Below are 19,656 nucleotides of genomic sequence, written 5' to 3' on the forward strand. Positions count from 1 at the left end.
TAGCAGATGTATGGACTCCTCCCCATTAACGGGAGAGTACGGTATAAAGAAATTGCAAAACATCTTTTACCAATTAAGGAGTCCATACATGACACAGTCTAATTTAATTGCTATTGATTTAGCAAAAAACATTTTCCAAGTTGCGCAGTTTCAAGGTAATAAACTTAAATTTAATAAACAAACCAACCGCAAAGCATTGCTTGAATTATTAGTTAAAGCAAAACCATCCGTTGTTGTTATGGAAGCATGCGCAAGCGCTCAATATTTTGCACGTACTGCGCAATCTTTTGGTCATAAAGTCATATTGCTTGACCCTTTATTTGTTAAAGCATTTAGACAAGGCCAAAAAACAGATGCAAACGATGCTATTGCGATAGCCATTGCTAGTAAAGTGCCTAATGTCCGCACCTGTAAAATTCTCTCTATCGAAGAGCAAGCATTGCAATCTCTTAGTAAGGTTCGGGCGCTCGCAGATAAACAAAAGATTCAATTATCAAACCAGATACGTGGTTTACTTCTTGAGTTTGGTATTGTGATTAACCAAAGTGAGGCCGCATTTAAAGCAGCCATACCCGATATTTTAGAAGATGCAGAAAACATGCTGCCATTAGAACTAAAACATGCGCTTGCGCTGAGTTACGCTCTTTATCAACAGCAGTGTGACAACAAAGTAGAGTTACAAAAACAAATCGAGCGTATTGCAAAACAAAATGATGGCTGTCAACGCTTAATGGCACTCGAAGGAGTCGGCCCAATCACTGCTATCGAACTCCTGTCTTTTTTAGGTGACACAACACAGTTTAGCAATGGAAGAAGTGCTGCGGCGTGTGCAGGTGTGACACCACTACAGCATTCGACCGGCGGTAAAGCAAAGATAGGCCGTATACCTAAAAGACGAGGTGGAGCATTAAGGCGAAATCTATTTTTAGGCGCTCGCTCGATAGTGAGTAAATTAAAAAACAGAGAGGCCTCGACTGAAAAAGAACGATGGATAAAAAGCCTTCTGGTAAGAAAAGGGGTTAAGTGCGCGGCGATTGCATTAGCAAACAAAACAATGAGAACCGCCTATGCCTTACTTAAAAATGGAACGGATTATGAGCCGACAATACTGACAGCATAAAGTAAAAGAATAAAAAATTAGTCAGCAGAAGAATTGAACAAGCCAAGATAGAGCATTAAGTGGTGAGACCTACCCTTGATAGCCTGAAAACCCGCTAGTGTACGAAGATACCGTGTAGCAGATAAGGCACAAGGGCGCGAAAACATCAAAGTGACCGAGGTAGCGCCTCATTAGAGTCCGTATATAAGTACGCAATCACATCAGCTTAATGTAAAAAGGCTTGTGCAATCGGAGGAGTCCATATAAGCGGGTTTACCCCGCGACTTTTACAAGATAATTTACCTAAACGCTGACACCTTAGTGTGATGTAAACGCTTTTCGCGATGTAAAATCGCGACTACTTATCATTAGCTACGGTAACAGATGTTGTGACAGTGAATGAGTTAAGTTGTACTTCAAACTGTTCGACACCTTTTTCACCTTTCCACATGCGAACCAACATGTAGTCCATTTCAGGGGCAAACCAAGCAAGGGCTTGACGTTTATTGTTGTCGTATAAGCGTTTTACTTTAATTGCATCTATATTACCGATTGGCAATGAAATCATTTCTGTACCAATGACTTCAAAGTCATAATTACGCAGGTTGCCTTTTTTATCTACTAGAGGATAAGAAAGCTGCGTTTTACCTTGCTTTAATTCTTCGCGAACCTGTACTTGATACGATAAAGAGTCTTGGAAATCATCTGACCAATCGAATTTCAGCGGGTATTTACTTTGGTTACTGTTGACCTGCTTGTGAACAGGATCGAACTTGAGCGTATATTCTTTATCTGGCCCTGTTCCTGTTCGCTCCATAGCGTAACTAAGAGGTGATATTTTATGATCTTGGTAACTAAATTCGGAGGTTTCTTTTCGTGAATCAGAAAAAATCATCCATTCAATTTCACTATGATAGGTAAGTACATAGTTGCCATCGTTGATTTTTTTTAGTTCACGTACCGCTTTACCATGGGTTTCACCTTTACGAAGTACATCGTATTTGGCTTGGTATTGAGTGAGGTCGCCAGCTAAAACACTGGTAGGAAGTAATAAAGTGCCCACACATGCGAGTAGGGCACTTCGTTTTTTATTCTGGGTAATGTGCGCCGTGTGCAGGAAGTTTCTTTTTGTCAAAAACTGCATAATCTGCTTCCATCTTGAGTCGTTGTTCACTGAACCACTTGACCACCAAAGGATAGATTATATGTTCTTGTTGATGAACACGTTGCGCAAGTGTGTCTGCGGTATCGTTTTCGAGTACCGGCACTTTGGCTTGAAGAACAACGGGACCGCCGTCTAGCTCTTCAGTTACAAAGTGAACACTTACGCCGTGAACCTCATCTTTTGCATCTATTGCTCTTTGATGGGTATTCAGCCCTTGGTACTTAGGCAACAAAGAAGGATGAATGTTCAACATTTTTCCTTTAAATTTTTGCACTAAGCTAGGTGTTAGAATACGCATAAAACCAGCTAATACAACCAGATTTGGTTCAAAACTGTCAATAATGTCCATTAACTCAGCATCATAGGCCTCACGCGAGTCAAAATCTTTATGGCTAAGTACACGTGTTTGTATACCTGCTTTTTTTGCTCGCTCAAGGCCATAGGCGTCGGCTTTATTACTAATTACAGCGGCGATGTCGGCCTTGATTTCACCGCGCGCGCAGGCGTCGATGATGGCTTGAAGGTTTGAACCGCTACCAGAAATTAATACAACAAGACGACAAGGGGTCATTAGTCACGACCACCTAAAATTTCTACTTGCTCTTCGCCTGCTTTTGCATCTTGGATCTCACCGATGTGCCATGCATTTTCGCCAAGATCTTTAAGAATTGTTAAGCTTTGCTCAAGTTTGTCAGCAGGAACAACTAAAACCATACCTACACCGCAGTTGAATGTACGGTACATTTCGTGAGTTGTGATGTTGCCGTTTTCTTGTAACCAGTTGAAAACAACAGGCCATTCCCAGCTGTCGCCTTTGATTACTGCTTTTGCAGACTCAGGAAGTACGCGCGGGATGTTTTCCCAGAAACCACCACCCGTGATGTGCGATAACGCGTGAACGTCAACCTGCTTGAATAACTCAAGTAGTTGTTTAACGTAAATGCGAGTTGGCTCTAAAAGGTGATCGCCAAGTGTTTTGCCTTCAAGCTCTGCGCTTGTGTCTGCACCAGATACTTCAAGTACTTTACGAATTAATGAGAAGCCGTTTGAATGAGGACCGCTTGATGCAAGTGCGATTAATTGGTCGCCTGCAGCCACTTTAGTACCGTCGATAATTTTTGATTTTTCTACAACACCCGTACAGAAACCAGCCATGTCGTAGTCTTCGCCGTCGTACATACCAGGCATTTCAGCAGTTTCACCGCCGATTAATGCGCAGCCAGAAAGCTCACAGCCTTTACCAATGCCTGTTACAACATCAGCCGCAGTATCTACGTCTAATTTACCAGTTGCATAGTAGTCAAGGAAAAATAGTGGCTCAGCACCCTGTACGATAAGGTCGTTTACACACATAGCAACAAGGTCAATACCCACTGTGTCGTGCTTTTTAAGATCAATAGCTAAACGTAGTTTTGTACCAACGCCGTCTGTGCCAGCAACCAGTACAGGCTCTTTATAGCCAGTTGGTAGTTCGCAAAGTGCGCCAAAACCACCGATACCGCCCATTACTTCAGGACGTCTGGTTTTTTTAACTACGCCTTTAATACGCTCAACAAGTGCATTACCGGCATCGATATCTACGCCCGCGTCTTTATAGCTAAGAGACTGTTTTTGTTCGCTCACAGGTTTTCCTCAAAAAAGTTGCATGTGGGTTGCTTAGAAACGCGCGTATTTTACAACAATTGCAATGGCGCGGCTAGTTGAAAAATCACTTTAACCGACTTGACAAGGACAGTTGTCCGCTAAAAAAGGAATTAGCTATTGGGTTTTAGGCTCTTGGTTTGTTCAGAGCCTAAAACCGAGAGCCAAGTTTGGCTTAAGCTTTCGCGGTTAAAATAGCGCGAAGAGGGGCAGGGTAACCTTCGATGGTTTTGCTGGTGTCATTTGGATCTAAAAAGTCAACCAGTGATTCGTTTTCCATCCACTCGGTTTTACGTTGTTCTTCAAGTGTTGTGATTGCGCAGTCTTTAACTTGTACATCTTTAAAGCCAACACGCTCCATCCATAGTTTTAATGCCGCGGTGCTTGGAATAAACCACACATTACGCATTTTGGCATAACGGTCGGTTGGCACTAAGACTGTATGCTCATCACCTTCAACAACCAGGGTTTCAAGTACCAGCTCACCACCTGGGCGAAGCTGCGCTTTTAACTGCGCTAAAAAGTCGATAGGTGAGCGGCGGTGATATAAAACACCCATCGAAAACACGGTATCGAATGCTTTTAGCTCAGGCAGAGCCTCTACACCTAGCGGTAATAAATGCACGTTTTCATCTTGGTGGTAGTGTTTAATCGCTTGGAATTGGCATAAGAATAAATCGGATGGATCAATACCCACCACAAAATTGGCGCCTTCACCACGCATACGCCATAAGTGGTAACCCGAGCCACAACCAATATCAAGCACAGTGCGGCCTTTCAACGGTTCGATATGCGGCAGTAAACGATCCCATTTCCAATCACTGCGCCACTCAGTATCAATCTCAATACCGTGCAAGCTAAATGGCCCTTTACGCCATGGCATCATGCGCTTTAATAAATGCGTTAACTGTTTTTGCTGACCTTCAGATAGCTCATCACCGGTGCCAATTTGTACTTTATTCTGAAGGTTTACATGGTTGGTGCTTACTTCAGGTAAGTTTTTCAGCACTTTTTGCCATTTCGGTAAATCGCCGTGGCTGGCTTCTAGTTCCCAGTGCTTTAATTGACCTGGCAAAGTTTCGAGCCAGTGACTAAGCGGGCTTTGTGCAATCGCAGCGTAAAATTGGTTAAACCATTGAGACATGAAATACTCTTTTATATCGTTGTGATGATTACTTGATTGCAATCATCGAGCAGAAGTTAAAACATTGATACCACACTTGCGTTTGGCTAAAACCAATTTCGCTTAATCGGTTTAAGTGGGTAGATAAATGATCAGGGCGCATGACATTTTCGATAGCCGTACGCTTTTGGCTGATCTCAAGCTCCGAATAGCCGTTATGACGCTTAAAATCATGGTGTAAATCAATGAGCAAATTATCGCATTGCTCATCTTCACCTTTAATTTTTTCGCTAAGCAACAAAACGCCGCCAGGTTTTAAATTTGCATAAATCTTTTCAAGCACCGCTTGGCGCTTTTCAGGTGGAATAAACTGTAGAGTAAAGTTCATCGCGACCACAGAGGCATTCTCGATGGCTAAATCGTTTATATCACCCAGCGTAACGGTGACCGGCACGTCAGAGCGAAAACCTTGTAAGTGTAATTTACAGCGTTCAACCATCGCTTGTGAGTTATCGACCGCAATGATATTACAGTTATCGGTGCGAATATTACGGCGCATACTTAACGTTACTGCACCAAGTGAACAGCCTAAGTCGTATAGGTTTGAATTGCTTTGCGCGTACTCGCCAGCCAGCTTACCCATGGTGCTTACTATGGTGGCATAGCCTGGCACCGAGCGCTGGATCATATCAGGGAAAACTTCTACTACATGTTGGTCAAAGCTAAAGTCTTTAACCGCTTGCTCAGTGGCATAAATACTGTCTTTTTGCGTCACGTGAACAGTCTCTTTAAAAAATAATACCGCTATTTTAGCATTTTTAACTGGATAGTCAGTGATAAATTCAGTAGCTTGGCTAGAATTATCAATAACAAGTACAAAAAAGAGAAGTTTAATGACAAAAAGCAAAGTGATCAGTACAGAAGATATCTTATCAACTCTGTGTCATTCAGTAACCGGCGTATTGTCATCAGCAAGTGGTAACAATATTAGTTATTCTGCGATGGTGCAAAAAATTACCCGTACCTGTATGCGCCCAGATATTGGCTGTTTTGTATTGTTCGATGGTGGCTTTACAGGCCTAGTTGTTACTAATTTCACAGCGCAAGCAGCCATGGAAATCTACCATGACTATATGCGTAATATGGGGATGCCAGAAGATGAAATTGCGCAAAGCCATTTATCAGATGATGTTGCTAATGTATTAGGTGAGCTGATGAACCAAATTGTGGGCGACTTTACCTCTAAGGTCAGAGAGCAGCTGCATACATCAATCACTCAAAACCAACCTAAAATGATGGCGATTAACAAGCAGGTGCAAATCTCTGTTGATACTACCATGGATAGACCACAAGCTCGCCGTGTAACATTCACTACAGCGAAGCAAAATATTTTCTATCTAGAACTAGCAATGGATAAAACTGAATTTATCAAACTACATGACTTTGATATTTCAGAAGCCGTTGACCCAGATGACATCATTGAAAACGAAGCTAAACAAAAAGCTGAAAAGCAAAAAGCATCATCACAAGCAGACGATGCAGATGATGATTTTATGGCAGAGTTAGGGCTGTAACTCAACGACTTTAGCTTTCAGCTGTCAGGGAAAATAGAGGCGCGGTCTAGACCGCGCTTTTTATGTTTAGTGTAGGGTGTTATAACACCTTCTGTAACCAAGTTTTGTCATCCACTTTAAGTAAATTGCGCTAGTATTTTTTGAAGCCAAGAATATTCCGTTAGGAAAATTAGTTACTCTAAAGTTAAATTGCTCGGTTTGCATCAATGAAAAAATTGAAACATATAAATCGTTTTTTGAAACTTGAACCTCTCCCTTAGACTCTAAAATAGTTAAGGTCATTTTAAATGCTTCATCGGGGCTCACTGATGAAGTTATTTTACTGGATGAAATTGCTTCTGCACCTCGACATTCTGAATGCAAAGTGGTGTCACCTAGTGGCATTGACTCTGCACATTGCTCTGCTTTTACATAACCAATAAAAAGTAATAGTGAAAATAGTGCGAGAATGTGTTTAATTTTAACCTTCATGAGCTACCTTATTCTCTTTAATTGATAAATAACCACCAATTTTGCTTCAACACTATTGTTCATTCATATTTGCATGGTTATTTTAAAGCGCAAAAAGCCACTATAAATTAAGCGAATAATGATTCGTAACAGAGGGGCTATTAACACGTATCGGAGAGCATATTGTTAATTGGTTACTTAAAGATATCTACTATATTGTATTAATTTGATTAAGCTTATCATCCAACATTCATCCAATTTATGCTTTAATCACATACTCTTAAACGGATTTTATGATTGCATGAATTACTTAAAAGACTTTATAACAAAATTTGTCATAGCAATGCAAAAGCGCCCAGGTCTGATGGCTGTGTTGGCTTTTTGCAGTGGGGTTGCAAGCTTTATATTCGTTGAGCGAAAAGAGTCATTCTCGCAAGTTATTTCTATACTTTTACTTGTAAGCTGGGTTTGGTTAATTCTAGATAACTGGTTACGGGATAAAGTTGAACAGCAATTTGGTTTGGCTGTGTCTCCCAATTTTATGCGTTTTGCATTACAGGTTGTGCAGCAAGAGAGTTTGTTTTTTGCACTACCGTTTTTTTTAGCGGTAACAACGTGGGATCACCCTCAGGCTGCATTTACTGGTTTAATTGCACTGTGCGCATTTATCTCTGTTGTCGATCCGCTTTATTATAAAAAACTCGCTAAACACAGTGTGTTATTTACTGTTTTTCACAACTTTTCGTTATTTGTTGTAATCTCAGTTACTTTACCTATTTTATTTCAACTTACCACCAGCCAGAGCTTTGAAATTGCGCTCATTACAGCTGTTATCTTTACCATACCAAGCTTAGGTAACTTAATGCCTAATGCAAAATGGTGGCGTTTTCCATTACTTGTCTTGCTATTAGGAGCGCTCAGTGCAGGTTTATGGCAGTTACGTAGCTTTGTGCCGCCTGCGGCACTGCGCTTAACCGATATGAGCATGTCGTATCAGCTTGACGAACAAGCCCGTAAACCAATAGAGCCGATTCAAAAATTAACCGAGCATGCTTTACATCAAAAAGGTCTATATAGCTTTAGCGCTGTTAAAGCCCCGAGAGGCTTGAATGAAAAAATTTACCATGTATGGGTGCATAACCGTAAAGAGGTTGAGCGTATTCCATTAGAAATATCGGGTGGACGGGAAAAGGGCTATAGGGCGTGGAGTCATAAAACGAATTTCCCTGCAGATTCATCTGGCAAATGGGTAGTTAAAGTGGTTACAGAATCAGGGCAGCTAATTGGTCAAAGAAGGTTTGAAGTTGAATAAAGCGCTGCCGATTTCACTTAAACTAGGCACTCTAGTAAGGATTTTTTCCTTCACCGACTAATACACTGAATATTCTTAAATCCAGTTCTAGTTGATGGTATTGCGGCTCCATGTGACAACATAGTTGATAAAATGCTTTGTTGTGATCTTTCTCTTTAAAATGAGCCAGTTCATGTACGACGAGCGCTTTGAGTAATGGCTCAGGTGCGCGAAGTAAATCGCTATTAATGGCTAGGTCGTGTTTACGGGTTTTACCTTGCATACGAAAAGTATGGGTACCTAACGCATTGGTGACCATATCGCCTTGTTTTTTGAACGCGGCACGGCCAAAAGGCAGGGCATTTTTAAGATAACGCTTTTTTAGCTCCGTAGCGTAATTGTATAAAGCTTTGTCGCTGGTAATGTTATGTGCGTCAGGGTATTTGCCCTTTAGGTAGTTTGCAGCTTTGTTGCCATTAAATAGCTGTGACACTTGCTCAATAATATGGGGCGGGTAACCTTGAAAATAACGGCTGTAATCTTTCATATGCACTCTGAAATTAAAATAAACTGCTTTGGCTTGCTTCGCGTTCACCTATAAAAGGCGCAAGCACGGGGTGATTGTAACCTAAATCTTGGCAAAACTGTCTTGCTAAAAGTGGCGACTGGCGATTATCTGCGGTATGAAAAAATACATAAGGTGATTTACCTTCTTCGAGCCACTGGTTTATTTTTTTAAGCCAAGGTTGGTAATAGGATTTGTATTCATGCTCTAAGCTTGCAATAACAAAACGCACCAGTGGATTATTGTTTGTAGCGATTGCATGCACAGGTAAATGAGGCTTTTTCTTTTGTGCATCAATCAATGCATCGTTATCGGCGGGTACAGCAAATAAAGCGCGAGTATCCATGCTGATGCGGTCTATATTATTTTCAATCAATAGCTGATTTAAACGAATTTCAGCCTCTCCTTTTTGGAAAAAGGCAGGGTGACGAACTTCTACGCCGTAATTAAGCTGTTTTGGTAATTGGGCAATAAAGTTAGTTAGTAGTGGCAGGGCATTCGGGCCAAAGGCACTGGGTAACTGCAACATAATTTGCCCTGTTTTGGCAAAAATTGGCTCAAATAAGTTTAGCCATGCATTCAGCTCACTATTTATATTAGTCAGTTGTAATTCGTGACTAAATCGCCGATGAAACTTAAAAGTAAATTTAAAGTCTTCGGGTACTGCATCATGCCAGCGTAACAATGACTCATGACTTGGGTCAGCATAAAAGCTGGTGTTGCCCTCAACTGAATTAAAGTATTGCGCATACTCACTGAGCATGTCGGCGCTTTTACAGTGACTAGAGAGTAAATTTCCTTTCCATGCGGTGCTAGACCACTGCGGACAACCTAAATACAGCATTAAATCAACCAATAAATTGAAACTGTGCTTAGTGTAACAAAAGAAATGTTTGCTCAGAAGTCGGGGTGTATATTTAGCCCCTGACAGGCACTGCTGGCACTCGCATTTTGCGATGGTTTGGGTATAATGCTCTGCCTTAAATGATTACTTTGTATAGTGGCTTTTGCTCTCAAAATAGCGAACTCTTAAGAGCAGGCGGCTATAAGTCTTTAACTGACAGGAATACTATGCGTTCTATATATTGCGGACAGCTAAATAAATCTCACGTAGATCAAGAAGTTGAACTATGTGGTTGGATCAACAAACGCCGTGACCTTGGTGGCCTTATTTTCGTCGATTTACGTGACAGAGAAGGTCTAGTACAAGTGGTATTTGATCCGGAAGTAGAAGGATTAATGGATACTGCTAATAAACTACGTCAAGAGTTTTGTGTGCAGTTAAAAGGTGTTGTTCGCGCACGCCCTGATAGCCAAGTAAATAAAGACATGGCAACAGGTGAAGTTGAAATTTTAGGCACAAGCTTAACTATCATCAACCGTTCAGAGCCATTACCACTTGATTTTAATCAGCAAAACTCTGAAGAGCGCCGTTTAAAATACCGTTACCTAGATTTACGTCGTCTTGAAATGAGCGACCGTATTAAACTTCGTGCAAAAGCGAGCAGCTTTGTGCGTCGTTTCTTAGATGACAACGGTTTCTTAGACATTGAAACTCCAGTGCTGACAAAAGCAACACCAGAAGGTGCGCGTGATTACTTAGTACCTAGCCGTGTTCACAAAGGTAGCTTCTACGCTTTACCTCAGTCACCACAGTTATTTAAACAATTATTAATGATGTCGGGCTTTGACCGTTACTATCAAATTGTTAAATGTTTCCGTGACGAAGATTTACGTGCTGACCGTCAGCCAGAATTCACGCAAATCGATTTAGAGACGTCATTCATGAGCTCTGATGAAGTGCGTGCAATGACTGAGAAAATGATCCGCGAAATGTGGCAATCATTACTAGACGTTGACTTAGGCGACTTCCCAGTTATGCCTTACAGCGAAGCAATGCGTTTATATGGTTCTGATAAACCAGACCTTCGTAACCCAATGCAGCTTGTTGATGTTGCTGATTTAGTAAAAGACGTTGAGTTTAAAGTATTCTCTGGTCCTGCTAATGACGAAAAAGGCCGTGTTGCGGTATTAACTGTACCAGGTGGTGCTGAGCTTTCTCGTAAACAAATCGACGATTACACTAAATTCATCGGTATCTATGGCGCGAAAGGCCTAGCATGGATGAAAGTTAACGACCGTGCTGCGGGCGTTGAAGGTGTACAATCACCAATCGCTAAGTTCTTAAATGAAGAGGTGATTAACCAGTTACTTGAGCGTACTAACGCACAATCTGGCGATATCATTTTATTCGGTGCTGACAAGCGCAACGTTGTAAACGAAGCGATGGGTGCGCTACGTCTTAAGATTGGTGTTGATTTAGGCATTACTGATCTAGATAGCTGGAAACCTTTATGGGTTGTTGACTTCCCAATGTTCGAAGAAGACGATGAAGGTACACTGCATGCGGTTCACCACCCATTCACTGCACCAAAAGGTATTTCTGCCCAAGAGCTTGAAGCAAACCCAGCAGGTGCATTATCAGATGCATACGACATGGTCTTAAACGGCTATGAAGTTGGTGGTGGTTCGGTACGTATTCACAATGCAGACATGCAAGAAACAGCATTTAGAATCTTAGGTATCGAAGCGCAAGAGCAACAAGACAAGTTTGGTTTCTTATTGGACGCACTTAAATACGGTACACCACCGCACGCAGGTCTTGCGTTTGGTCTTGACCGTTTAGTTATGCTGTTATGCGGTACTGATAACATTCGTGACGTTATTGCTTTCCCTAAAACTACTCAAGCATCATGTTTATTAACAGATGCACCAAGCAAAGCAAATGCAGATGCATTAACTGAGCTTGCCATTGATGTTGTAGCGAAAGACACTGAATAATTCATAATAAACTGAATTATAAGGTTTAATGAAAACCCTAAGGTGTATGCCTTAGGGTTTTTTTGTGCTTAAATGTTTATAAATATGTTCTTCAAGGAGTGGGCATGAGCGTAAGTGGAAGCTTCATCGGTTTTTTCATTTTGATTTTAATCCCGTTTTTTGCCGTTATTAGCTATTACTTAGGTAAACGTAAAACGACAACACCTGTAATCGTCGCCATAATCGGTGGGCTTTTAGGTTTTATGCCATTATTTGGCCTAATTTTTATTGCTGTACTGGCGCTTAAAAAAGATATTGAGACGAGCGCGTGATCAAAAGTCATTCACTTTATTTTGAACAAACCTTTGAGGTTAATTTAGCGGGAGAAACGTTTTCACATTGCGAGTTTGAGCAATGTGAATTTATTGACTGTGACTTTAGCAGTAGCCAGTTTGAAAATTGCCGATTTATAGAGTGTGAGTTCAAAAACTGCAATTTAGCTGCGCTTGGGCTGAGATACACCTCACTCGAAGAGGTCAGTTTTAAAGAGTGTAAATTAACCAGTGTGCGTTTTACTGATGTTGATTGGCCGCTACTCGCCAGCCGCGCCCCTGTGAGTTTTGTTGGCTGCGAGCTTAGCCACAGCAGCTTTTTTGAGCTTAGTTTAAAGGCTTTAAAAATGCGCAGCTGTTTTGCCAAAGATGTTGATTTTAGGCATGCAGATTTAACATCTGCTGATTTTACTGACACTGATTTTCGTGACAGCTTGTTTCAACAAACAAACCTCAGTAACGCTAATTTTATTGGTGCCAGCCATTTTACCATTGATATAACTGCTAATAATATCAGCAAAGCTAAATTTGAACGCTATGCAGCTTTGGATTTATTAGCAGGGCTCGATATAGAGCTGGTGGATTAAATATTATTGCTAATTAAGGTTAAGGAAAGTTATGGATTTAAGTCCCATCACCTTAGAAGGTCAATTTGTTAAATTAGTGCCGTTAACGCTTGAGCACCGTGATGCTTTAGTAAATGCCGCTTCAGATGGAAAGCTTTGGGAGCTTTGGTTTACCTCGGTGCCCAATGAAGAACGTGTTGACGATTATTTAAGTATGGCGTTTGAACAACAGTCACTTGGTCACGCATTACCATTTGCTGTCATCGATAAACACACCGATGAGGTGATAGGCTCAACTCGCTTTTGTAATATCGACAGTAAAAACCGCCGTTTAGAAATTGGCTATACCTGGTATGCCAAGCGTTTTCAGCGTACTGGGGTTAATACTGATTGTAAAAAACTGCTGCTGAGTTATGCATTTGAAACACTTAATGTGATTGCCGTTGAGTTTCGTACCCATTGGCATAACCAGGCTTCGCGCAATGCCATTGCTCGCTTAGGAGCGAAACAAGATGGGGTGCTTCGAAATCACCAAATAATGGCCGATGGATGCGTACGTGATACCGTGGTGTTTTCAATTATTGATGGTGAATGGCCTATGGTTAAACGTAGCTTAGAATTCAAATTAGAGCAGTTATAGTATGTTAAATATTAAAAAGGCGGCGCTAATGCTCGCGTTAACCCTTAGCGGGCAAACAGCTTTTGCAAATCAAACAGAGACGCTGTTTGATACTGAGCGGGCGCGCCATATTCCAGTGACCATTACAGCAGCTGATAGCACATGCACGGTAAAGAAAAAGTGCCCCGTGGCGTTTATTGGGGCAGGCTATGGTATGGCACATACAGACTATCAATTTGCCCAGCAAGTTTTTCATCAGCATGGTTATTTAACGGTTGAAGTTGCACATGAATTAAAAGGCGACCCGAGTTTAAATCCTGAGCCGCCATACATGACCACACGCATGGAAAACTGGCACCGTGGCGTGCAAACCCTTGAGTTTTTAGCCGTAGAACTTGCAAAGCATTATCCTGCGTATGACTTTAATCAGCTCACTTTATTTGGGCACTCAAATGGAGGTGATATTACAGCATTATATGCCGCTATTTATCCTGCTAAGGTCTCTAAGCTGATCACCCTTGATCATCGCCGTATGCTGATACCGCGGAACAAACATATTGCTGTGCTTACGCTACGTGGTAGCGATTACCCAGCGGATGATAGGGTGTTATTAACTGATGAGGAGCTAGCTGTGTATCCTGTAACGCAAACTGTAATTCCTAATTCTCGCCATAACGACATGTATGATGGCGGGCCGAAATGGTTAGTTGAAGAGATGACAAAGCAACTGACGCTTTTCTTACAATAAACAGTTAAGTAGAGTTAGCGCGTTATTTTTTAACGCGCTAATAGGTTATTTATTCACGAGTTCACTAATCACCAATGGATTGTTATGAAGTGTTTTATGCACGGGGCACTTATCTGCTATTTCGAGCAAACGCTGTCGTTGTTCATCCGTAAGGTCACCTACTAGTGTAATCTTACGCGTGATTGCTTCTAGCTTATTGTTGTGTTCACAATCATCGCAATCTTGGTGATAGTCACGTGTATGATTGAGCTCAACTTTAATATGTTCTAACGGTAAGTTTTTGCGGCTTGCGTACATTCTAAGAGTCATTGATGTGCAAGCGCCAAGGCCTGCAAGTAAGTGGTGGTAAGGGTCGGGTCCTAAGTTACTACCCCCTACCTTTAATGGTTCATCAGCAAGCCAAGTATGATCTTTTGTACTGACATATTGGGTAAAAACGTGATCTTTTTCTTCAACAAGCACACTCCCATTCAATAATTGAGCCGTGTAACTTTCTTTTTCATAATCAATATAACGCGTTGCCCATGATGCGATTACCCCTGCAGCATAATCAGCATCCACTTTGTTGCTGAGTAGGTGGTCGGCGTCATCTAAACTTATAAAGCTTTTAGGATGTTTCGCTGAGGCGTAAATTTTTTCTGCCTCGCTAATATCAACGGTTGTATCGATAGGGGAGTGCATCACTAATAAAGCACGTTTTAATTTACTGATATGGCTTCGATCATACTGTGCTATGTCATCCAAAAATTGCTTTTTAATGGTAAATTCACGACCTGCCAAGTTTACTTTTGCTTTTCCTTGGCTGTTAATTTCATCTATTTGGGCTGCAAAGTTATGACTTACATGCTGAGCATCTGATGGCGCACCAATAGTCACAATGGCTTGTACTTCATTAATTTTATCAGCGGCTGCAAGCACTGCAGCACCTCCCAAGCTATGGCCAATGAGTAACTGTGGTGCTTTAAAGTTTTCACGTAAATGCTCTGCGGCGGCGATCAAGTCTTGGATGTTGGAGGAGAAATTGCTGTTAGCAAAATCACCATCGCTATTACCTAAACCGGTAAAGTCAAAACGTAACACGGCAATACCTTGTTGAACTAGTGCGCGGCTTATTCTGGTTGCAGCTGCTATATCTTTTCCACATGTAAAGCAGTGAGCAAATAGAGCGTAAAACTTTACATCGTTTGCAGGGTACTCAAGTTGTCCTGCAAGTGTTAGCTCACCGCTTTGAAATGTTATTTTTTTGCGCATGATATAAACCCTACCTTTATTTAATATTTAAGAATAGACCCGTTGAACTTGTTTTTACTTTTGAACTTTTCCTTAAATTTTTGAAGTGGTTGATCTGTATCAAAACTAAGGCGTTAACAAAACAGGAGCGGACATAAGTCCTTATTTTTTTACTTGTGTTTCTCTATCCTCGCGAAGCGCTATAATGAAGAAATGCTAAGCTTAGCACAGACTTCTAGAACCTTATTCACTGGAAAAGACAATGCAACATTTACCTACCGTTGATTATAAAGCGAGCGATGCGGCCGCTCAATTTGTTGAGTCACTAAGAAACACAGGTTTCGGTGTATTAAAAAATCACCCAATTCCTCAGTCATTAGTTGAGTCTATTTACAAAAATTGGCAAGAATTCTTTAATTCTGAGCAAAAGCACGAGTTTTTATTTTCAAAAGAAACACAAGATGGTTATTTTCCACCATCAGTGTCAGAAGTTGCAAAAGGCTTTACCGTTAAAGATATTAAAGAGTATTACCACGTTTATCCAAAAGGCCGTGTTCCAGCACAGTTAGAAGAAGAAATCCGTGAGTACTACCGTTTAGCTAATGAGTTTGCAGCTACATTATTAAGCTGGGTTCAAGCTGAAGCACCAGAAGATGTGCGCGCTAAGTTCTCTATCGACCTTAAAGATATGATTGCTAACTCTGAGCAAACACTTTTGCGTATTCTTCACTACCCACCAATGACAGGTGATGAAGAGCCAGGCGCAATTCGTGCTGCAGCACACGGTGACATCAACTTATTAACTGTTTTACCTGCGGCCAATGAGCCAGGTTTACAAGTACAAAAAACAGATGGTGGTTGGTTAGACGTACCATGTGATTTTGGTAACTTGATCATCAATATTGGTGACATGCTACAAGAAGCGTCAGGTGGTTACTTCCCATCAACGATTCACCGCGTAATCAACCCAACGGGTAAAGCATCTACGAAATCACGTATTTCGTTACCATTGTTCTTACACCCGCGCCCTGATGTTGTACTTTCTGAGCGCTACACAGCCGACAGCTACTTACAAGAGCGCTTACGTGAGCTAGGCGTAAAGTAATTGTTTAAATTTAAAAAGGTGGATTAAATAATCCACCTTTTTATTAAATGAGACCGTTTTAGAATTTTGCGCTCAGACCAAAATATAGATTACGTTCAGGTGCTGGCTCAAAGTAACCGCGTTGGCTCACATCTCTATTAGCATTTGCGTTAATACGTACATTTGCAAAATAATCTTTTGAGAATAAGTTACGTATCCCCGCTTTTATCGATACAGAAGGTGATAGCGAGTAGGAAGCGCGTGTGTTAAATAGCCAATTTTGTTTTATTTGTGTGTCGTTACTATTTTCGGCATAGAACCGACCGGTATAACTCGACTCAAGTTCAATTCGCCATTTATTATACTGCCAGTTAATTTGACTGACCCACTGTTGCCTTGGTAAGCCAGGCATACGATTTCCGTTTACATTATCACCGCTTAGTGGAGTGAAGTTATCGAATTGATAGCGAGCCAATGTCAGCGCATTTCGCCATTGCCATTGTTCATTGAGTTGCCACTCAAAAGCTAACTCAAGGCCTTTTCGGTCAGTTTTGCCAGCATTTTCAAAAAATCTTAGACCGTCAATTTCATAGGGAATTATTTCATCAGTCACTTTGGTTGCAAACAAAGTGATGTCGTATTGAATGTCACTCAACTCACCTCGAACACCTAACTCACGGCTTAAAGAATCTTGAGGTTTTAAAAATGGGTTAAAGCCTGTACCTTGTGGGTTGGCAAACTCTGTAAAGGTTGGTGATTCATAAGAGGTGGCTAAATTAGCATACCACTGATGCCTTAAACCCAGCCGGTAGCTAAGCCCTAAATTGCCATTCCACTCATGATAGTTACGTTGACCTGAACCAACACCACTTTGCGCTAAGTGAGCGTCAATTGACATTTTTAAATCATCGTAGCGTACCCCAGTGGTTAAAATTACAGCGTCGTTAAGGTGCCAATCTACAATACTAAAGGCACTCATTGACCTTGCTTCTTGCAGCTCATCAACCGTTTGCCTTGTTATTTCAGCGTTAGGGGAGACGCTAAAGCGTTGCCGGTCATCCTCTTGCTTACGTATTTCAATCCCCGATGTATGGCGAATCGGTCGTTTATTTGCTCGTAAGTCTTGGGTTATTTCAAAACTACTTCCATAAAACCAGCGATCGTAAGCAATTAAACTACTGCCAGGAAATGGCAGTTGTTGTTCAAAATCGCGATGGGTTGCAAATAGATTAATCATCCACTGGGTATTTTCGAAAGAACTATCTCGTAAAGTTAAACCTAGGGTTTGTTGCTCGACCTGCTGTCCGCTGTCTAATCGTTTAGCCATAAAAGTGGCTTGACGTTGATCTTCATTAACTTGGGTTCTTGTTAGCCCGCCTGGGTCTTCGGATGTTGGCATATCCATGAGTGATGTGATTACGGTGAGTGTTTTACTGTCGTTAATATTCCAAATAAACTTACCGCGCAAAGTGGTTTTTTCAACCTGACTTTGCTCTCGATAGCCATTAAAGTTGAGATGGCTTGCACTGATATAGGCACTGCCAGTGTTGTTGCTGGTTCCTGCTTGTGCGTTTAACTTATATAAGTCATCACTACCGACATCAAGGTTTAGAGTGACACCTTTGAATGTTTCGCCATTTTTTGTACTGATATTAATTGCCCCTCCTGCGCCGTTACCGTATTGGACGGTTGCTGCGCCGCGAGTCACATGTAATTGGTCTATACCGTTAAGTTCAATATCATCTACTTGAGTTTGCCCATCGGGTAAAGTGTAGGGGATATTATCTACTTGTAATTGCATTCCTCTTACACCGAACGGTGCGCGAGAACCAAAGCCACGAATAGAAATACGTAGATTTTGCGCAAAATTATAGCGGTTTTGAAAGTACACACCAGGCACAAATTGCAGAGCTTCATCCAACTGTAAAGCTTCTTGTAGTTGAAATTCACGTTGCCCATCAACAAGTGTGACAGCTGCGGGAGTGTTGTAAAGCTCCCTTGGTAATCGTGACGCGGTGACATCAATAATTTCCAATGGCAGGGTGTGTGGTTGATTAGCTGCAAAAGCATCGACGGGTATTGACCAAGCGCAGATTATCGCTGATAAATACAAAGGTATTTTTTTATAATTAAGGGCCATGGTTGACCTCCTTTGTGTAAATCTTGTTGTATTTGGGTGTTTTATTCGTGTCGAAATTTAACGTGATGTCGTTGTAATTGACTGATGTTGGTGCAGCCCATGAGTTTCATATCTCGCTCAATTTCACTTTGCATCAAACCAAGTACTCGCTCAACGCCTGGTTGGCCTGCAGCTGCAAGTGCATAAAGATACATTCGACCAATCCCAACCGCTTTCGCACCAATCGACAGCGCTTTGAGTACGTGTGAGCCCCGTTGTACGCCGCTGTCAAATAACACATCAATGTCATTGCCAACCGCATCTACAATCTCAGCCAGTTGATCAAATGAGCTGCGTGAGCCATCTAATTGTCGCCCGCCATGATTTGATACCACAATACCCGTGCAGCCTATTTCAACAGCGCGCTTAGCATCTTCGACGCTGATAATACCTTTAAGGCAAAATTGACCATTCCAATACTTGACCATATCTGCGACATCTTGCCAGTTCATTGAAGGGTCTAGCATATTGGTAAAGTAGTCACCGATTGAAGAGCTATTTCCTTTCATATCTATGTGCTCTTGTAGTTGCGGGAGCGAAAACTTTTCATGCAGTAAATAGTTTATGGCCCAGTTCGGCTTACGAATAAACTCCCACATACCAGACATAGTTAACCTGAAAGGAATTGAAAACCCTGTGCGTAAATCTCGCTCTCTATTTCCACCTGTAATTGAGTCAACAGTCAACATCATGACTTCAACACCACAGGCTTTTGCACGGTCCATCATTGCTTTGTTTAAATCGCGATTTTTATGAAAATAAAACTGATAAACTTGAGGAATATCAAAATCTTTTGCTATTTTCTCCATTGATACGGTGCCTAGGGATGACACGCCAAATAGGGTGCCAAATTTTTCAGCTGCACCCGCGACAGCATGTTCGCCTTGGTGATGAAATAAGCGTTGCAAAGCTGTTGGAGAACAATAAATAGGTAGTTTAAGTTTTTGCCCCATAACTTCGGTGCTAAGGTCAACGTGCTGAACGCCTCTGAGTACATTGGGCACTAAATCACACTGATTAAATGCTTCAGTGTTGCGTCGCATGGTTACTTCATCATCGGCACCCCCCGCAATATAGTTATAAATAGGGCTAGGTAGGCGTTGTTTAGCGAGTTTTTCAAAATCATGATAGTTAACACATTGGTTTAAATTCATATTTATCAATTCCTTT

Annotated in this window: 20 protein-coding genes; 9 read left to right on the forward strand and 11 right to left on the reverse strand. The window is 41.4% G+C overall.

Annotated elements, in window-relative coordinates; all coding sequences use genetic code 11:
* Nucleotides 1–88 precede the first annotated feature (88 nt).
* Nucleotides 89–1,120 (forward strand): IS110 family transposase, encoded by a 1,032-nt coding sequence (locus NYF15_RS06650; RefSeq protein WP_371352441.1) that lies wholly within the window; start codon nucleotides 89–91, stop codon nucleotides 1,118–1,120.
* A 337-nt stretch (nucleotides 1,121–1,457) separates the two neighbouring features.
* On the opposite strand, the gene NYF15_RS06655 is transcribed toward NYF15_RS06650, so the two are convergent.
* The 5 genes from NYF15_RS06655 to cmoA all read right to left on the reverse strand — a co-directional run bounded on the left by NYF15_RS06655 (nucleotide 1,458) and on the right by cmoA (nucleotide 5,803).
* On the reverse strand, nucleotides 1,458–2,234 hold the full coding sequence (locus NYF15_RS06655) for a DUF3108 domain-containing protein (protein WP_371353179.1): 777 nt from the start codon (nucleotides 2,232–2,234) through the stop codon (nucleotides 1,458–1,460).
* Nucleotides 2,188–2,835 carry a phosphoribosylglycinamide formyltransferase gene (gene purN, locus NYF15_RS06660; protein WP_130150163.1) on the reverse strand — a complete coding sequence of 216 codons (648 nt, stop codon included), beginning with the start codon at nucleotides 2,833–2,835 and terminating at the stop codon, nucleotides 2,188–2,190. The genes NYF15_RS06655 and purN overlap by 47 nt, the downstream gene beginning before the upstream one ends.
* The gene (gene purM / locus NYF15_RS06665) at nucleotides 2,835–3,887 is read right to left on the reverse strand and encodes a phosphoribosylformylglycinamidine cyclo-ligase (RefSeq protein ID WP_054551593.1); all 1,053 of its coding nucleotides are present in this window, start codon (nucleotides 3,885–3,887) and stop codon (nucleotides 2,835–2,837) included. Before purM ends, purN begins: the two co-directional genes overlap by 1 nt.
* 193 nt (nucleotides 3,888–4,080) lie before the next feature.
* The gene (gene cmoB, locus NYF15_RS06670; protein ID WP_237118314.1) at nucleotides 4,081–5,049 is read right to left on the reverse strand and encodes a tRNA 5-methoxyuridine(34)/uridine 5-oxyacetic acid(34) synthase CmoB; all 969 of its coding nucleotides are present in this window, start codon (nucleotides 5,047–5,049) and stop codon (nucleotides 4,081–4,083) included.
* A 28-nt stretch (nucleotides 5,050–5,077) separates the two neighbouring features.
* On the reverse strand, nucleotides 5,078–5,803 hold the full coding sequence (gene cmoA / locus NYF15_RS06675) for a carboxy-S-adenosyl-L-methionine synthase CmoA (RefSeq protein WP_193988968.1): 726 nt from the start codon (nucleotides 5,801–5,803) through the stop codon (nucleotides 5,078–5,080).
* Between the two features lie 118 nt (nucleotides 5,804–5,921).
* Between cmoA and NYF15_RS06680 the strand changes: the two genes are divergently transcribed.
* Nucleotides 5,922–6,602 carry a DUF3334 family protein gene (locus NYF15_RS06680; RefSeq protein ID WP_341802914.1) on the forward strand — a complete coding sequence of 227 codons (681 nt, stop codon included), beginning with the start codon at nucleotides 5,922–5,924 and terminating at the stop codon, nucleotides 6,600–6,602.
* A 66-nt stretch (nucleotides 6,603–6,668) separates the two neighbouring features.
* On the opposite strand, the gene NYF15_RS06685 is transcribed toward NYF15_RS06680, so the two are convergent.
* The gene (locus NYF15_RS06685) at nucleotides 6,669–7,073 is read right to left on the reverse strand and encodes a hypothetical protein (protein ID WP_371353128.1); all 405 of its coding nucleotides are present in this window, start codon (nucleotides 7,071–7,073) and stop codon (nucleotides 6,669–6,671) included.
* A 280-nt stretch (nucleotides 7,074–7,353) separates the two neighbouring features.
* Between NYF15_RS06685 and NYF15_RS06690 the strand changes: the two genes are divergently transcribed.
* Complete coding sequence (locus NYF15_RS06690; protein WP_371353129.1) at nucleotides 7,354–8,364, forward strand: DUF5924 family protein; 1,011 nt, start codon at nucleotides 7,354–7,356, stop codon at nucleotides 8,362–8,364.
* 31 nt (nucleotides 8,365–8,395) lie between these two features.
* On the opposite strand, the gene NYF15_RS06695 is transcribed toward NYF15_RS06690, so the two are convergent.
* Entirely contained in the window at nucleotides 8,396–8,890 is a 495-nt protein-coding gene (locus NYF15_RS06695) for a M48 family metallopeptidase (RefSeq protein WP_371353130.1), read from the reverse strand.
* Between the two features lie 13 nt (nucleotides 8,891–8,903).
* A complete protein-coding gene (locus NYF15_RS06700; RefSeq protein ID WP_371353131.1) occupies nucleotides 8,904–9,752 on the reverse strand; it encodes a DUF72 domain-containing protein in 849 nt (282 codons plus the stop codon).
* A gap of 227 nt (nucleotides 9,753–9,979) precedes the next feature.
* On the opposite strand from NYF15_RS06700, the gene aspS reads away from it, so the two are divergent.
* The 5 genes from aspS (at nucleotide 9,980) to NYF15_RS06725 (ending at nucleotide 13,993) form a co-directional block, all read left to right on the forward strand.
* Nucleotides 9,980–11,749 (forward strand): aspartate--tRNA ligase, encoded by a 1,770-nt coding sequence (gene aspS, locus NYF15_RS06705; protein ID WP_130150157.1) that lies wholly within the window; start codon nucleotides 9,980–9,982, stop codon nucleotides 11,747–11,749.
* 104 nt (nucleotides 11,750–11,853) lie between these two features.
* On the forward strand, nucleotides 11,854–12,060 hold the full coding sequence (locus tag NYF15_RS06710; protein ID WP_130150156.1) for a hypothetical protein: 207 nt from the start codon (nucleotides 11,854–11,856) through the stop codon (nucleotides 12,058–12,060).
* Nucleotides 12,060–12,647: a pentapeptide repeat-containing protein gene (locus tag NYF15_RS06715; RefSeq protein WP_371353180.1), complete on the forward strand. Its 588-nt coding sequence runs from the start codon at nucleotides 12,060–12,062 to the stop codon at nucleotides 12,645–12,647. Before NYF15_RS06710 ends, NYF15_RS06715 begins: the two co-directional genes overlap by 1 nt.
* Before the next feature lie 31 nt (nucleotides 12,648–12,678).
* Nucleotides 12,679–13,266 carry a GNAT family N-acetyltransferase gene (locus NYF15_RS06720; RefSeq protein ID WP_371353132.1) on the forward strand — a complete coding sequence of 196 codons (588 nt, stop codon included), beginning with the start codon at nucleotides 12,679–12,681 and terminating at the stop codon, nucleotides 13,264–13,266.
* A gap of 28 nt (nucleotides 13,267–13,294) precedes the next feature.
* A complete protein-coding gene (locus tag NYF15_RS06725; protein ID WP_371353133.1) occupies nucleotides 13,295–13,993 on the forward strand; it encodes an alpha/beta hydrolase in 699 nt (232 codons plus the stop codon).
* A gap of 45 nt (nucleotides 13,994–14,038) precedes the next feature.
* On the opposite strand, the gene NYF15_RS06730 is transcribed toward NYF15_RS06725, so the two are convergent.
* Entirely contained in the window at nucleotides 14,039–15,244 is a 1,206-nt protein-coding gene (locus tag NYF15_RS06730; protein ID WP_371353134.1) for an alpha/beta fold hydrolase, read from the reverse strand.
* 241 nt (nucleotides 15,245–15,485) lie between these two features.
* Here NYF15_RS06730 and NYF15_RS06735 point away from each other — a divergent pair, with 241 nt between their 5' ends.
* Nucleotides 15,486–16,328: an isopenicillin N synthase family oxygenase gene (locus tag NYF15_RS06735; protein ID WP_062569368.1), complete on the forward strand. Its 843-nt coding sequence runs from the start codon at nucleotides 15,486–15,488 to the stop codon at nucleotides 16,326–16,328.
* 58 nt (nucleotides 16,329–16,386) lie between these two features.
* Here NYF15_RS06735 and NYF15_RS06740 read toward each other — a convergent pair whose 3' ends face one another.
* Entirely contained in the window at nucleotides 16,387–18,447 is a 2,061-nt protein-coding gene (locus NYF15_RS06740; protein WP_237118324.1) for a TonB-dependent receptor, read from the reverse strand.
* A 41-nt stretch (nucleotides 18,448–18,488) separates the two neighbouring features.
* On the reverse strand, nucleotides 18,489–19,640 hold the full coding sequence (locus tag NYF15_RS06745; RefSeq protein WP_371353135.1) for an alpha-hydroxy acid oxidase: 1,152 nt from the start codon (nucleotides 19,638–19,640) through the stop codon (nucleotides 18,489–18,491).
* Nucleotides 19,641–19,656 lie beyond the last annotated feature (16 nt).

The organism is Pseudoalteromonas sp. 68 DY56-GL68, assembly GCF_041414825.1.
GTDB lineage: Bacteria > Pseudomonadota > Gammaproteobacteria > Enterobacterales > Alteromonadaceae > Pseudoalteromonas.